This window comes from Amaricoccus sp. (assembly GCF_036846665.1).
Classification (GTDB): Bacteria; Pseudomonadota; Alphaproteobacteria; order Rhodobacterales; family Rhodobacteraceae; genus Amaricoccus.
In genome coordinates this window covers 1-13,426 of sequence record NZ_DAIUBO010000099.1, presented here as the reverse complement: position 1 = coordinate 13,426, position 13,426 = coordinate 1, and the positions used below count along the sequence as shown (strand labels likewise).

Genomic DNA, 13,426 nt, shown 5'->3' with positions numbered 1-13,426 from the left:
CGAGCAGCGTCTGGATCACCCGCAGATCGGCGCCGTTGGCGAGCAGATGCGTGGCGAAGGCATGGCGCAGGCTGTGGGGCGAGATGCCGGCGGGATCGAGCCCCGCCGCCCCCGCCAGCTGCTTGACGAGCAGGAAGAAGGCCTCCCGCGTCATGTGGCCGCTGCGCCCGCGCGCCGGGAAGAGGAAGGCCGAGCGCGGCCTGCCGGCCCGGAGTGCGGCCTCCTCGTCGCGGTCGCGCTGCGCCAGCCAGCGCGTCAGCGCCTCGCGCGCCGGCGGCGAGAGCGGCACCATCCGCTCGCGCCCGCCCTTTCCGCGCACGAGGATCATGCGCGGATCGCCGCGCGCGCCCGCCACCGGCAGGGCCACGAGTTCGCTCACCCGCAGCCCCGTCGCATAGAGAAGCTGCATCAGGCAGGTGTCGCGCAGCGCCTCGGCCTCGCTCCGCGCCGCCGTCCCGGCCGCGTCGAGCAGCCGGTCGACCTCCGCCTCGCTCAGGGTCCCCGGCAGCCGCCGCGCCCGCTTCGGGCCGCGGATCAATGCCGCCGGATCATCCGCCCGCCAGCCCTCCAGGAAGGCCAGCCGGTAGAGCTGGCGGATCGCCGAGAGCCGCCGCGCCCGGGTGGCCTGCGCCATGCCGCGGTCGGCGAGATCGCCGAGATAGGCCTCCACGTCGCTGCGCCCGGCCGAAGCGAAATCCTTGCCCCGCCTCTCCAGGAAGTCCGCGAAATCCTGCAGATCGCGCCCGTAGGACAGGATCGTGTTGCGCGAGGCGTCCCGCTCGGCCTGAATCGCCTCGAGGAAGCGGGAAAGCCAGCGCGCGTTCATTCCGCCGGGCCCGCGCCCGCGCGGAGCACGGACTGGATCGCGATGGCGCGGGCGTCGGGCTCGAGCCCGGCGCGGCGCAGCACCAGAAGCGCGGCATGCAGCGCCGGCGGATCGACGGTCGCGCCGCCTTCGAGGAGGCTCAGCGCGGCGAGAACGGCCTCGCCCCTGCGGCCGTCGTTCACCAGCCGCACCAGCTGCGCCTCGCGCTCGTCGGCGGGCAGGATGGCGACGAGGCCGGTGAGGGCGGCGCGCTGCAGATCCGTGGCCGGGGCGGGATCGCCGCCCTGCGCGGCCAGGGTCAGCAGGGTCCGCGTGAAGGCGTCCGGCGCCTCCCCCGCGAGCCGGGCCGCCGCCGGAGCCTCGCCGCCGAGCAGCAGCACCGCGACCAGGCGCTCGCGCGCCGCGCCGTCGAGCCGGCTCCAGTCGGCATCGGCCAGCGCCGGCGCGTATTCCCGGGCGAGGGCGACCTCGAGGCCGCGGGCGCGCAGCGCCTCCTCCGCACCGAGCAGCGCCGCGCCGAGGGTCGCCGGATCCGCGCCCTCCGCCAGCGCGGCGTCGAGCGCCTGCACCGCCGCCGCCCGATCCCATATCCCGCCCGAGGCGGGCGGGATGCCGGCGCGATAGGCCTCGAAGAGCAGCTGCGGCGCGACGCCGCCCGAGAGCACCAGCCGCTCGGCCGCGGCGACGCGGGCGCGCATCGGCGCATGCTCCACCAGGTCGTGGTGCAGGAAGGCGGTCGGCAGCGCGCCCGCCGGGCGCGGCATGCCGGTGGCCTCGCGCATCAGGAAGTCGAGCGGGGTCAGCGGCTCGGGCACCGGCGGATTCGGCTCGCCCTCGAAGATCTCGGGATCGAGGAAGCGCGCCAGCAGCGCCTGCTGGTCGGCGCCGATCGAGCCCACGTCCTCGCCGACCACCAGCGTGATCTCGGCGGCGTTCCAGTCGCCGCCGCGCGCGAGGCAGAACACCCGCGCCGGCAGGGTGGGCGAGAGCGCGGGATTCTGCCGCAGCGCGTCGCAGGGCGCCGCGGCGGCGTCGAGCAGCAGCCCCACGTCGAACCAGCGCCGGAAGAGCTCCGGGGTCTCGGGACCGGCCAGCTCGATCAGCGCCCGCGCCTCCTCGAGCGCGCCGATCTCCAGGAGCCGGTCGACGCGCGCCACCAGAAGCGCGCCGTCGGCCGCGGCGGGCTGCGGCGGATCGGTCTCCGCGAGCAGGATCCTGCGGAAGAGCGCGCGCGCGGCCGGAACGCCCGCGTCGGGATGGTCGCGGATCAGGCTTTCCGCCTGGCCGGTCGGGGTCGGGCCCCAGAGCGCGCGCGGGAGCCCGCTCCGCTCCGGCGGGAGCAGCCCGACGCTGTCGCGCCGCACCGTGCCGAGCGGCGTCACGGTGATCTCCTCGCTGCCGCGCGTCGGCGCAGGCTCCGCGGGGCGCGGCGGCGGTGCGGGCACATCGGTGCGGATGCTCTCCGAGAGCCAGGGTATGGCACTGCGCGGCTCGCTGGCGGCGCCCGCCGCGCCCGAGGCGGCGACGAGGCCGGCGGCGACGAGCCCCGCGGCCCGCCGGATCACTTCGCCTCCACCGGGACGCTGATCTCGCGAGTGGGCGCGGGCAGATCGGAGAAGATCGCAAGTCCCAGGAGGGCGATCCCGGCCGCCACCACGAGGAAGAGGACTGCCTTGAGAACAAAGCGCATGATCACCTGCTCGGTCTGTGCGGCTTGACCGCCGCGTCTTGTGCTGTTCAATCACGGGGCTCGCGCACCGCGACTGCCTCGAGCCAGTCTACCCTCCGTGCGATCCGACGGCAATTGGCATGATCGACCGACCCAGACGCGCCTCCGACCCCCCCGCCGAGGCCCTCGTGCTCTGCCGCACGCTGGTGCTGGTGGGGCTCATGGGCGCGGGCAAGACCAGCGTCGGCAAGCGGCTCGCGACGCTGCTCGGCGTGCGCTTCGTCGATTCCGACAGCGAGATCGAGGCCGCGGCCGGCATGAGCATCCCCGAGATCTTCGCCACGCTCGGCGAGCCCGCCTTCCGCGACGGCGAGCGCCGGGTGATCGCCCGACTGCTCTCCGAGGCGCCCTGCGTGCTCGCGACCGGCGGCGGCGCCTTCATCGAGCCGCGCACCCGCGAGGAGATCGCGGCGCAGGCCACCTCGGTCTGGATCCGGGCCAGCCTCGACCTGCTCTGGGACCGGGTGCGCGACCGGCCCGGCCGGCCGCTGCTCGATGCGCCCGATCCGCGCGCGGTCCTGGCCGATCTCGACCGCCGCCGCTCGCCGGTCTATGCGCTGGCCGACGTCACCGTCGACAGCCGGCGGGGCGCCAGCCACGAGAGCATGGCGCGCGGCATCGCCGCCGCCGTGCGCCGGTTCGACGCGGGCCATCCGGCCCGCCCGCCGACGATCGGCGTCGCAGAGGAATGAGCACCGAATGAGCATGGAAACCGTCCACGTCCCGCTCGGGGGCCGCGCCTACGACATCCGGATCGGCGCCGGGCTCCTGCAGCGCGCCGGCGCCGAGATCGCGCCGCTGCTGCAGCGTCCCCGGATCGCCATCGTGACCGAGCGCAATGTCGCCGCACGCCACCTCGGCACGCTGGAGGCCGCGCTCGGCGCCGAGGGCATCGCCCCCGCCGTGCTGACCCTCGATCCGGGCGAGGCGAGCAAGTGCTGGGCCGCACTCCAGCAGACCGTCGAATGGCTGATCGCGGAGAGGATCGCGCGCGACGACCTCGTCGTCGCCTTCGGTGGCGGGGTGATCGGCGATCTGGCCGGCTTCGCCGCCGCGATCCTGCGCCGGGGCGTCGGGCTGGTGCAGATCCCGACCACGCTGCTCGCCCAGGTCGACAGCTCCGTCGGCGGCAAGACCGGGATCAACTCGACCCTGGGCAAGAACCTGGTCGGCGCCTTTCACCAGCCGAAGCTGGTGCTCGCCGACATCGACCTGCTCGACACCCTTGCGGAGCGCGATTTCCGCGCGGGCTATGCCGAGGTCGTCAAATACGGCCTGCTCGGGGACGCGGGCTTCTTCGAATGGCTCGAGGCGGAGGGCACCCGCCTCGCCGCGGGCGATCGCGCCGCGCGGACCCGGGCGGTGCGGCGCTCCTGCGAGATGAAGGTGGATCTGGTGGTGCGCGACGAGACCGAGCAGGGCGATCGCGCGCTGCTCAATCTCGGCCATACCTTCGGCCATGCGCTCGAGGCCGCCACCGGCTATTCGCACAGGCTGCTCCACGGCGAGGCCGTGTCGATCGGCTGCCTGCTCGCCTTCCAGACCAGCGCCGCGCTCAGGCTCTGCCCGCAGGAGGCGCCGAGCCGGGTCGCGGCGCATTTCGCGGCGATGGGGCTCAAGCGCAGCCTGCGCGACATTCCCGGCCCGCTGCCCGACGCCAACGGCCTGATCGCCCTGATGGCGCAGGACAAGAAGGTGCGAGACGGCCGTCCGGTCTTCGTGCTCGTCCGCGACATCGGCGCGGCCTTCGTGTCGGGCGAAACCGATCTCGCGGTGGTCCGGGAAGTGCTCGCGGCCGAACTCGCCGCGCGGGCGCAGCCATGAAAGTGAAGCCGATCGGTCACGATTTCGCGGGAATCGCGGTTCCGGCCGGTATCGGGTGGCCAAACGCTCAATGCGACTTAGACATTGTTAACCAGCTCAACTAAAATATGAACAACGTGCCCAAACCGATTCTTCCGGAGTCGCAAATGCTTCGCCGCTCGCCGCTCCTGGCATCCGCCGCAACGCTCGCGCTGGCCCTGGCCGGCCTGCCGGCGTCGGCGCAGGACGCGCCGGCGGCGCTGCCCGAGGGCGCCGTCACCGAGCCCTCGATTCCGGGCGGGGTGGTGCCCTTCGAGCAGACGAGCTATCCGGCCGATACGGCGGGCTATTCCGATGCCGAACTGCCGCTTCCGGCCTTCCTCGCTGCGGGCGGCGCCTTCGATTCCTCGACGCCCGACCTCGTGATCACGCTCGGGGCCGGCATCGAGGTCAGCCCCGCCTATTTCGGATCGGACGAATACGAGACCGGGCCGACCGGCATCGCGCGGATCGACTATCTCCGTTTCCCCAACGGCTTCGAATACGGCTCCGGCCGGGCGGTGGGCTTCCGGACGGGCCTGGGGCTGCGCGGGTCGATGCGCTACATCTCCAACCGCAACTCGTCGCATCATTCCGAGATCAATGGGCTCGACAACGTCCCCTGGGCCTTCGAGGCGGGACTCGGCCTCGGCTACGAGCAGCGCAACTACCGGGTGTTCGGCGATGTGCGCTACGGCATCATCGGATCGAATGCCTGGGTCGGCGACCTGGGCGCCGATGCGATCGCCTATCCCGTGGACGGCCTGACCTTGACGCTCGGGCCGCGGCTGAACTTCGGCAGCACGCTCTTCACCAACACCTATTTCGGCGTCAGCGCCGCGGAATCGGCGGCCTCGGGCCTGCCGGAATACGATCCCTCCGGCGGTCTGCTCGGCGGCGGCGTGGTCCTGGGCGCCCGCTACCTCTTCAACGAGCGCTGGGGCCTCGAGGGCGAGGCGTCCTGGGAGCGCCTGCTGAACGACGCGGCCGATTCGCCGATCACCGCGCTCGGCTCGGCGGATCAGTACGAGGTGCGGTTGAACCTGACCCGGCGCATCAGCCTCGACTTCTAGCCCGACGCCCGCCCGGCTATTCCCGGTCCTTGAGCGCCCGCTGGCGCGCGAGCCCGCTGTCGAGATCCGAGACGCCCACGAGATTGGCCACCAGCCGCAGGAAACCGTGCTCGTCGGCATTGATGCCGTCGGCGGCCGCGACGCGCCACAGCGCCTCGACCACGTCCTCGCGATGCTCGTAGGGCACGGCGGATTTCACCAGCCGGGTAAAGCGCACCGTGTCCGGCGCCTCGGCCTCGGCCGCCTCGGCCTCGCCGCGCAGCGCCGCCGCCGCGCCGGCATCGAGCCCGTAGGTCACCGCGAGCACCCGGTCGATCCGGTTGCGCTCGTTCTCGGTATAGTTCCCGTCGGTGCGCGCGACCCGCACCATCAGCGCCGCCATGGCGAGGCGCGCGTCGTCGGGGTGCAGCGGCTGCGGTGAAGGCTCGCCAGCCAGGCGGCGGAGGAGATCGGTCAGCATGGCCGAGGTATATCCGATTGCGCGCGTCAGACCAGCCGCGATTGCTCCAGCGCCGCGCGGATGAAATCGGCGAAGAGCGGATGCGGCGCGAAGGGCTTCGACTTCAGTTCGGGGTGGAACTGCACGCCGATGTACCAGGGATGCCCGGGGATCTCGACGATCTCCGGCAGCCGCCCGTCCGGCGACAGGCCCGAGAAATGCAGCCCGCAGCCCTCGAGCTTGTCGCGATAGGCGATATCGACCTCGTAGCGGTGGCGATGCCGCTCGGAGATCGTGGTGCGGCCGTAGATCTCCGCCGCCTGGCTGCCTTCGCTCAGGATGGCGTCATAGGCGCCGAGCCGCATGGTGCCGCCCTTGTCGTCGGTGACCTCGCGCTTGATCGTCCGGTTGCCCTCCAGCCACTCCTTGAGGTGGTAGATGACCGGGGTGAAGCGGCGCTTGCCCGCATCGTGGTCGAATTCCTCCGAGCCGGCATCGGCGAGCCCGAGAAGGTCGCGGGAGGCCTCGATCACCGCCAGCTGCATGCCGAGGCAGATGCCCATATAGGGCACCTTGCGGGTCCGCGCGAAGCGGGCCGCATGGACCATGCCCTCGGTGCCGCGCTCGCCGAAGCCGCCGGGCACCAGGATGGCGTGAAAGCCTTCGAGCAGGGGCGGGATGTCGTCGTCGTTCTCGAAGCGCTCGCTGTCGATCCATTCCGCCCGCACCTTCACCCGGTTGGCGATGCCCCCATGGGTCAGGGCCTCGGCGATCGATTTGTAGGCGTCCTCGAGCTGGGTGTACTTGCCGACGATCGCGACCTTCACCTCGCCCTCGGGATTGTGGATGCGGTCGATCACATCCTCCCATTTCGCCAGGTTCGGCTTCGGGACGGGCGAAATCATGAAGGCGTCGAGCACCGCCTGGTCGAGCCCTTCGGCATGATAGGCGAGCGGCGCCTCGTAGATCGATGCGAGATCCTGCGCGGCGATCACCGCCTCGGGCCGCACGTTGCAGAAGAGCGCGAGCTTCTCCCGCTCCTTGGGCGGGATCGGCATCTCCGAGCGGCAGACCAGCACGTCGGGCGCGATGCCGATGGCACGCAGTTCCTTGACCGAATGCTGGGTCGGCTTGGTCTTGAGCTCGCCCGAGGCCGCGATGAAGGGCAGGAGCGTCAGATGCATGTAGATGCATTGCCCCCGCGGCTTGTCCTGGCCGAACTGCCGGATCGCCTCGAAGAAGGGCAGGCCCTCGATGTCGCCCACCGTGCCGCCGATCTCGCAGAGCATGAAATCGGTCTCCTCCTCGCCGATATGGAGGAAGTTCTTGATCTCGTTGGTGACATGCGGGATCACCTGGATGGTCTTTCCCAGGTAGTCGCCGCGGCGCTCCTTCTCCAGCACGTTGGAATAGATCCGCCCCGAGGAGATCGAATCCGTCCGGCGCGCCGCCACCCCGGTGAAGCGCTCGTAATGCCCGAGGTCGAGGTCGGTCTCGGCCCCGTCGTCGGTCACGAAGACCTCGCCGTGCTCGAAGGGCGACATGGTGCCCGGATCGACGTTAAGATAAGGGTCGAGCTTCCTGAGCCGCACCGAATAGCCGCGCGCCTGCAAAAGCGCCCCGAGCGCCGCCGAGGCGAGGCCCTTGCCGAGGGACGACACCACGCCGCCGGTGATGAAAACGTAGCGTGCCATCTTCGCTGTCCCCGTGTCGATTCCTGGTCTCGAATGCTGCGAGCGGATGCTCCACGGGACTCAATCTATACGGGAAGATCCCGTGGCCGGCAAGACGAACGGCGCAACATCTCGTGGTGACCTGCGGCGCTGCAACCAAGAATTGCCGCAGCCCGCGCCGGCAGCGATCACTCCGCCGCGGGCGGCGCCGCGGGTCCCTCCGCAGGCCCGGGCGGCAGCAGATCCTCGCCGAGCGCGGGCGGGGCCGTGAGATCCTCGGCCGGGGCCTCCGCACCCGCGGGCGCGCGGTCGATCACCGAATCCCGCGCGGAATCGCGTGCCGCGATGATCGTGAGCGCGAGGCTCGTCGCCACGAAGGCCACGCCGAGCGCCCAGGTGAGCTTGGAGAGTGCCGTGGCGGCGCCGCGGCCGGTCATCACGCCGCCGCCACCGCCGCCGATCCCGAGCCCGCCGCCCTCGGAACGCTGGAGCAGCACGACGACGATCAGCGACAGGGCGAGAAGCAGGTGGATGGTCAGTACGACATTGGCCATGGCGAAAATTCGGTCCCTCGGATCAGCGGGCTCTCTAGACCCTCGCGCCGGCCTTGTCGACCGTGAAATCCCGGCGCACCTCAGTCCAGATCGGCATCGGGATTGGCGAGGATCACCGGCACCACCAGCTCCTCCTCGTCGGTCAGGTGCCGGTCGAGAAAGCCCTGCAGGCGGAGCAGTTCCGCCTCCAGCCGGCCCGCCCCGTCGGCGGTCGGCCTGCCCTCGCGGATCGCCGCGAGCAGGGCGTTCGCGCGTTCGGCCAGCGCCTGCAGCCGCGGCTCGATCTCGTGATGGTCGGCCTCCAGCAGGTCGAACCCCGCGGCGATGCGGGTGTCGAGGCGTTGCAGCCGGGGGAAGAAATGCAGATCCTCGATGCCGTGATGGGCCTGCAGGTCGCCGAGGAAGGCATTGCCGAGCCGGGCGAGCTGCGTGGCGAAGTCCCGCGGTTCGCGGTCTCCGGCCAGAAGCCCGCGGGTCTCCGCGAGCAGCGCGGCCTCGAGCTCGCGAAAGATCAGATGGCGCTCCAGCCAGAACCGCGTCAGCGCGGTCAGGTTGCGATGGTTCTCCCAGCACTCGCGCGGATATTCCGCCACCAGCACCCGCAAAGCATCCGGCAGGCCCTCGCGCCGCGCCAGCGAAAGCGCACCCCGGTCTGCGCTCACTGTCGCGCCTCCCAGGCCTTCAGCGTGCGCTTCTTGACCTGCGCCCGCCAGACCCGCTCGATATTGGCCCGCGCCCAGTCCGGGTCGAGCCGGTCGGGCCGCGCCAGCACCAGCGGCCAGGGCCGGTGGTGGTCGGTGGTGAAGAAGGTCTCCGGATCCGCCTCGATCAGGAAGTCGCGCTCCTCCACGGGGACCTTGAACACCGGGCAGTCGTGGCCGGCGTTCCAGTAGAGGATCACCTTGCCGTTGACCTTGAACGAGCGCGAATCCCAGGAGGTGGTCTCCACCGTATCCGGCAGCGCCAGCACCATCGCCCGCAGATCCTCGAAGCGCACCATGGCGTTGCGTCTAACATGCGCTGGCGCCGGGCCGAAGCCCGTTCTGCCGACTCACCCTCCGTGCCGGGCCGGCGCGTGCCGGGCTGGATGATCGAACGCCAGTCCGGCATCCGCAGCGCCTGACCGTCACGGCAGCGCCCGAGCGCGACCGCGTCGCCCCCGGACCGCCAGGTCCGGCGGAGACGGCCAAGGGCCATTCCAAGCTTTCATCCTGCAGCGCCGCGCATGGCTCACGCGTCGAAGAAAACGCGCTAACCCGTTGCCTCAGTTCTTGGACTTGTCGACCATCTTGCCGGCCGAGATCCAGGGCATCATCCCCCGCAGCTTCTCACCGACGGCCTCGATCTGATGCGCATCGTTGCGCCGCCGGGTCGCCTTGAACGAGGGCTGGCCGACCGCATTCTCGGCCATGAAGGCCGAGACGAACTTGCCGGTCTGGATGTCCTCCAGCACCTCCTTCATGCGCCGCTTGGTCTCCTCGCGCGGCAGGATGCGGGGGCCGGAGACGTATTCGCCGTATTCGGCCGTGTTGGAGATCGAGTAGTTCATGTTGGCGATGCCGCCCTCGTAGATCAAATCGACGATCAGCTTCACCTCGTGCAGGCATTCGAAATAGGCCATCTCCGGGTCGTAGCCCGCCTCGACCAGCGTCTCGAATCCCATGCGGATCAGCTCGACCAGCCCGCCGCAGAGCACCGCCTGCTCGCCGAAGAGATCCGTCTCGCATTCCTGCCGGAAGTCGGTCTCGATGATCCCCGAGCGGCCGCCGCCGATCGCCGAGCAATAGGACTTGCCGATCTCCAGCGCATTGCCTGAGGCGTCGTTGTGGACGGCGACCAGGCAGGGCACGCCGCCGCCCTTCACGAATTCGCCGCGCACCGTGTGGCCCGGCCCCTTCGGCGCCATCATGATGACATCGACCCCCGGCTTCGGCTCGATCAGCCCGAAATGCACGTTGAGCCCGTGGGCGAAGGCGATCGCCGCCCCCTCGCGGAGGTTGTCGTGGATGTATTTGCGGTAGGTGTCGGCCTGGAGCTCGTCCGGCATGGTCATCATGATCACGTCGGCCCTTTTCGCCGCCTCGGCGATGCCCATGACCGTCAGCCCCTCGGCTTCGGCCTTCTTCGCGCTGGGGGAGCCCTCGCGCAGCGCCACCGCCACGTTCCTCGCCCCGGAGTCGCGCAGGTTCAGCGCATGGGCATGGCCCTGGCTGCCGTAGCCGACGATGGCGACACGTTTGTCCTTGATGAGATTGATGTCGCAATCGCGATCGTAATAGACCCGCATGGTGTGTTCTCCCCCGTTTGCCGGCGCGCAGCCCCTCTAGGCGAGCCCCACGGCGGTGTCCAGACGGGACGGGTCGCCCGGGCCGCCGTCCATCGCCCGGGCCGTGTTTCCCCGAAGCGCCGAACCGGAAAGCATGGCATAGCTCGCGATCAGGTCCCACGCCCGGCGCCGAGCCCCAGCTCCATGGCCGCGCGGCGCAGCGGCGGCAGGCCGAAGAGCAGCCGCAGCCCGGCGCTCCGCGCGTCCCGGAGCGCCGGGAGCCCTGCCATGGCCGCCCGGTTCAGGAGGTCCACCCCGGCGATGCGCGCGAGGATGTCGCCGTACCGCGCCCGGTGGTAGCGCGCGAGCAGCTCCGGGGCGCCGATATCCGCGCCAGCGGCGCGCGCCTCGACCGCGAGATCGAGCAGGGCGGCGATGTCGCGCAGGCTCATGTTGAGCCCCTGGGCCCCGATCGGCGGGACCACATGCGCCGCCTCGGCCACCAGCGCCGTGCGCGGCCCGTCGAGCCGTCCGGCAACCTGCGCGATGATCGGCCAGAGCATGCGCGGGCTCGCGAGGGCCAGACGCCCCAGCACGCCGCAGGCGCGCCGGTTCAGGGCTTCAGTGAAGTCCGGCTCCGCCATCGCCGCGAGCGCCGCCGCCTCGGGCCCGGTTTCCATCCAGACCACCGCCGAATGCGGTCGCCCGCCGTGGTCGGGCAGGGGCACCAGGGTGAAGGGGCCGCCCGAGCGGTGGATCTCGGTCGAGACGCCCTCATGGGGCAGGTCGTGCGCCACGGTGAAGACCAGGGCCTTCTGCCCGTAGCTCCAGCGCCGGGCGCCGATGCCGAGCGTCTCGCGCACGAAGCTGTCGCGCCCGTCCGCCGCCACCAGCAGCGCCGCCCGCAGCTGCCGCCCGTCCGAGAGCCGCGCGATGATCTCGCGCGTGCGTGGCGTGACATCGGTCAGCCGCAAACCCGCGCGCAGTTCCGCCCCCTCGAGCTCGGCCAGCCGCGCCACCATCGCGCGGCGCAGGAGCCAGTTGGGCAGGTTGTAGCCGAAGACCGGCTCGCCGAGCTCGCCCGCCTCGAAATCCGCCGTCTCGCGGATCGCGGGATCCGGGCCGCCCGCATCGGCGATGCGCATCACCCGGAGCGGTGCGGCCTCCGCCGCCAGCGCCTCCCAGAGGCCCGCCCGCTCCAGAAGCCGGACGGAGGGCATCAGGAAGGCCGTGGAGCGGAGATCGGACCCCGCCGCATCCCGCTCGGTCACCGGCGGCACCGGGTCGACGCAGGTGACGCGGAAGCCCGCGCTGGCGAAGGCCGCTGCCGCCGTCAGGCCGGCGATGCCGCCGCCGGCGATCAGGATGTCGGTCTCGATGCGCTCCACGCCCCGGCCCGTCAGACCAGCGCGGCGAGGAAGCCCGCCAGGTCGTCGGTGCTGTGATGCACATGCGGCGCGTTCCCGGCCGCGCCGACCAGCACCGTGCGCATGCCCAGCCCGTGCGGCACCGCGAGATTGCGCGCATCGTCCTCGAACATCGCGCCGCGCTCCGGCGCGAGATCCGCCAGCGCGAAGACCGCGGCAAAGGCCGCCGCCTCCGGCTTCGGCAGATAGCCCGCGTCCTCGAAGCCGTAGAGCCCGTCGAAGGCGCCGTCGAGGCCGCGCGCCGCGGTCACTCGCCGCGCATGCTCGCGCGAGCCGTTGGTATAGACCAGCTTGCGGCCGGGCAGGGCGGCGATGGCCCGGCCGAGCCCGGGATCAGCGGGAACGCCGCTCAGGTCGATGTCGTGCACATGCCGCAGATAGGGCTCCGGGGCGAGCCCGTGCTCGGCCATCAGCCCGGCGAGCGTCGTGCCGTAGCGCCGCCAGTAATGCCGCCGCAGCCGGCCCGCCTCGTCGGGCGCCACCCCCAGCGCCTCGGCGACATAATCGGTCATCCGCCGCTCGATCTGGTCGAAGAGCCGGATCTCGGGCGGATAGAGCGTGTTGTCGAGGTCGAAGACCCAGGCCTCGACATGGGCGAAGAACTGGCGCGGCATGGCACCGGTCTAGCGCCGGTCCCGTGCCGCCGCAATGCCGCCGCATGGCCAAGTGGCCGCCACGCAACGATGGCCCTCCAGCCGGAGTCCCGGTGCATGGGTCGCGCATGCCTTGTGCATCGCCTTTTTCGTGCCCGGACGCTAGGATCCCGATCCCGCCCAACGGGAGACGCAGACCCATGCCGCCATCCGGATCATCCCAGAAGGACGCCTATTTCCTGGTCCTGGAAGCCATCGATCAGGGCGACTACCGCCCGGGTGACCGGCTGGTGGAATCCGAGCTCGCCGAGCGGTTCGGCGTCTCGCGGACCCCGATCCGGGAGGCGCTGCAACGCCTTGAAACCCAAGGCGTCCTGACCCGCGATGGCCGCAGCCTGATGGTTTCGAGCCTCGACCACAACCAGCTCGGCGAGCTCTATGCGGTGCGCGCCGAGCTCGAGGCCCTCGCCGCGCGGCTCGCCGCCCAGCACGCGGCACCGGAAGAGATCCGCGTGCTCCACGACATGATCCGCCGCGACCGCGAGATCATGGACCGTCCGGAGATCCTGGCACGCTCCAACAAGCGGTTCCACCGCCAGATCCATCTCGCGAGCCACAACCGCTATCTGGTCGCCCAGCTCGAGATGGTGCACCGCTCCATGGTCCTCCTCGCCACGACCTCGCTCGCCGCCGAGGGCCGCGGGGCGCAGGCGCTCGACGAGCACGCGGAGATCGTGGCCGCGATCGAGGCCCGCGACGGCGTGGCCGCCGATGCCGCGATCCGCAACCATATCTCCCGGGCCTTCGAGACCCGGCTCATGTCCGACACCCAGCGCGGCGAAAGGTGAGGCGGATCAGGTCTCGAGGATCTCGCCGACGCCGTGCTCGGTCTTGTGCCAGTAGAAGGGCCGGGTGAAGACCTCGGCGATGGCGCGATAGGCGGCGACGGCGCCGAGCGGCCAGTAGAGAGGCAGCATCAGCACCGCGGCGACGAGCCGCGGCCG

At 71.3% G+C, this 13,426-nt stretch carries 15 protein-coding genes; 4 read left to right on the top strand and 11 right to left on the bottom strand.

The window, feature by feature from the left end; translation table 11 throughout:
- From V7050_RS11185 to V7050_RS11175, 3 genes are all read right to left on the bottom strand, one after another.
- On the bottom strand, positions 1-826 hold an 826-nt coding region (locus tag V7050_RS11185; protein ID WP_324410542.1), incomplete at its 3' end, for a tyrosine recombinase.
- The gene (locus V7050_RS11180; RefSeq protein WP_324368363.1) at positions 823-2,391 is read right to left on the bottom strand and encodes a hypothetical protein; all 1,569 of its coding nucleotides are present in this window, start codon (positions 2,389-2,391) and stop codon (positions 823-825) included. The genes V7050_RS11180 and V7050_RS11185, both read right to left, overlap by 4 nt.
- A complete protein-coding gene (locus tag V7050_RS11175; protein WP_324368361.1) occupies positions 2,388-2,516 on the bottom strand; it encodes a hypothetical protein in 129 nt (42 codons plus the stop codon). Before V7050_RS11175 ends, V7050_RS11180 begins: the two co-directional genes overlap by 4 nt.
- Positions 2,517-2,635: 119 nt before the next feature.
- Between V7050_RS11175 and V7050_RS11170 the strand changes: the two genes are divergently transcribed.
- From V7050_RS11170 to V7050_RS11160, 3 genes are all read left to right on the top strand, one after another.
- Positions 2,636-3,247, top strand: coding sequence for a shikimate kinase (locus tag V7050_RS11170; RefSeq protein WP_324368359.1), 612 nt, complete (start codon positions 2,636-2,638; stop codon positions 3,245-3,247).
- A 7-nt stretch (positions 3,248-3,254) separates the two neighbouring features.
- Positions 3,255-4,379, top strand: a complete 1,125-nt coding sequence (aroB, locus tag V7050_RS11165) for a 3-dehydroquinate synthase (RefSeq protein WP_324368358.1) — start codon at positions 3,255-3,257, stop codon at positions 4,377-4,379.
- A 146-nt stretch (positions 4,380-4,525) separates the two neighbouring features.
- Positions 4,526-5,470: a MipA/OmpV family protein gene (locus V7050_RS11160; RefSeq protein WP_324368357.1), complete on the top strand. Its 945-nt coding sequence runs from the start codon at positions 4,526-4,528 to the stop codon at positions 5,468-5,470.
- Between the two features lie 16 nt (positions 5,471-5,486).
- Here V7050_RS11160 and V7050_RS11155 read toward each other — a convergent pair whose 3' ends face one another.
- The 8 genes from V7050_RS11155 to V7050_RS11120 all read right to left on the bottom strand — a co-directional run bounded on the left by V7050_RS11155 (position 5,487) and on the right by V7050_RS11120 (position 12,443).
- Positions 5,487-5,930 (bottom strand): tellurite resistance TerB family protein, encoded by a 444-nt coding sequence (locus V7050_RS11155; RefSeq protein ID WP_324368355.1) that lies wholly within the window; start codon positions 5,928-5,930, stop codon positions 5,487-5,489.
- Between the two features lie 26 nt (positions 5,931-5,956).
- A complete protein-coding gene (locus V7050_RS11150) occupies positions 5,957-7,603 on the bottom strand; it encodes a CTP synthase (protein WP_324368353.1) in 1,647 nt (548 codons plus the stop codon).
- Between the two features lie 167 nt (positions 7,604-7,770).
- Positions 7,771-8,136 (bottom strand): preprotein translocase subunit SecG, encoded by a 366-nt coding sequence (secG, locus tag V7050_RS11145; RefSeq protein WP_324368351.1) that lies wholly within the window; start codon positions 8,134-8,136, stop codon positions 7,771-7,773.
- Positions 8,137-8,216: 80 nt separating this feature from the next.
- On the bottom strand, positions 8,217-8,798 hold the full coding sequence (locus tag V7050_RS11140; protein ID WP_324368349.1) for a hemerythrin domain-containing protein: 582 nt from the start codon (positions 8,796-8,798) through the stop codon (positions 8,217-8,219).
- On the bottom strand, positions 8,795-9,136 hold the full coding sequence (locus V7050_RS11135) for an MmcQ/YjbR family DNA-binding protein (RefSeq protein WP_324368347.1): 342 nt from the start codon (positions 9,134-9,136) through the stop codon (positions 8,795-8,797). The genes V7050_RS11140 and V7050_RS11135 overlap by 4 nt, the downstream gene beginning before the upstream one ends.
- Before the next feature lie 264 nt (positions 9,137-9,400).
- Positions 9,401-10,423: a ketol-acid reductoisomerase gene (gene ilvC / locus V7050_RS11130; RefSeq protein ID WP_324374272.1), complete on the bottom strand. Its 1,023-nt coding sequence runs from the start codon at positions 10,421-10,423 to the stop codon at positions 9,401-9,403.
- A gap of 149 nt (positions 10,424-10,572) precedes the next feature.
- Positions 10,573-11,790, bottom strand: coding sequence for a UbiH/UbiF family hydroxylase (locus V7050_RS11125; RefSeq protein ID WP_324368581.1), 1,218 nt, complete (start codon positions 11,788-11,790; stop codon positions 10,573-10,575).
- Positions 11,791-11,801: 11 nt separating this feature from the next.
- A complete protein-coding gene (locus V7050_RS11120; RefSeq protein ID WP_324368579.1) occupies positions 11,802-12,443 on the bottom strand; it encodes a pyrimidine 5'-nucleotidase in 642 nt (213 codons plus the stop codon).
- A gap of 179 nt (positions 12,444-12,622) precedes the next feature.
- On the opposite strand from V7050_RS11120, the gene V7050_RS11115 reads away from it, so the two are divergent.
- The gene (locus tag V7050_RS11115; protein ID WP_324368577.1) at positions 12,623-13,270 is read left to right on the top strand and encodes a GntR family transcriptional regulator; all 648 of its coding nucleotides are present in this window, start codon (positions 12,623-12,625) and stop codon (positions 13,268-13,270) included.
- Positions 13,271-13,426 lie beyond the last annotated feature (156 nt).

Coding starts and splice junctions, on each gene's coding strand:
- V7050_RS11160 (WP_324368357.1), top strand. CDS start 4,526: ATGCTTCGCCGCTCGCCGCTCCTGGCATCCGCCGCAACGCTCGCGCTG.
- secG (WP_324368351.1), bottom strand. CDS start 8,136: ATGGCCAATGTCGTACTGACCATCCACCTGCTTCTCGCCCTGTCGCTG.
- V7050_RS11120 (WP_324368579.1), bottom strand. CDS start 12,443: ATGCCGCGCCAGTTCTTCGCCCATGTCGAGGCCTGGGTCTTCGACCTC.
- aroB (WP_324368358.1), top strand. CDS start 3,255: ATGAGCATGGAAACCGTCCACGTCCCGCTCGGGGGCCGCGCCTACGAC.
- V7050_RS11135 (WP_324368347.1), bottom strand. CDS start 9,136: ATGGTGCGCTTCGAGGATCTGCGGGCGATGGTGCTGGCGCTGCCGGAT.
- V7050_RS11150 (WP_324368353.1), bottom strand. CDS start 7,603: ATGGCACGCTACGTTTTCATCACCGGCGGCGTGGTGTCGTCCCTCGGC.
- V7050_RS11170 (WP_324368359.1), top strand. CDS start 2,636: ATGATCGACCGACCCAGACGCGCCTCCGACCCCCCCGCCGAGGCCCTC.
- V7050_RS11115 (WP_324368577.1), top strand. CDS start 12,623: ATGCCGCCATCCGGATCATCCCAGAAGGACGCCTATTTCCTGGTCCTG.
- ilvC (WP_324374272.1), bottom strand. CDS start 10,423: ATGCGGGTCTATTACGATCGCGATTGCGACATCAATCTCATCAAGGAC.
- V7050_RS11155 (WP_324368355.1), bottom strand. CDS start 5,930: ATGCTGACCGATCTCCTCCGCCGCCTGGCTGGCGAGCCTTCACCGCAG.
- V7050_RS11175 (WP_324368361.1), bottom strand. CDS start 2,516: ATGCGCTTTGTTCTCAAGGCAGTCCTCTTCCTCGTGGTGGCGGCCGGG.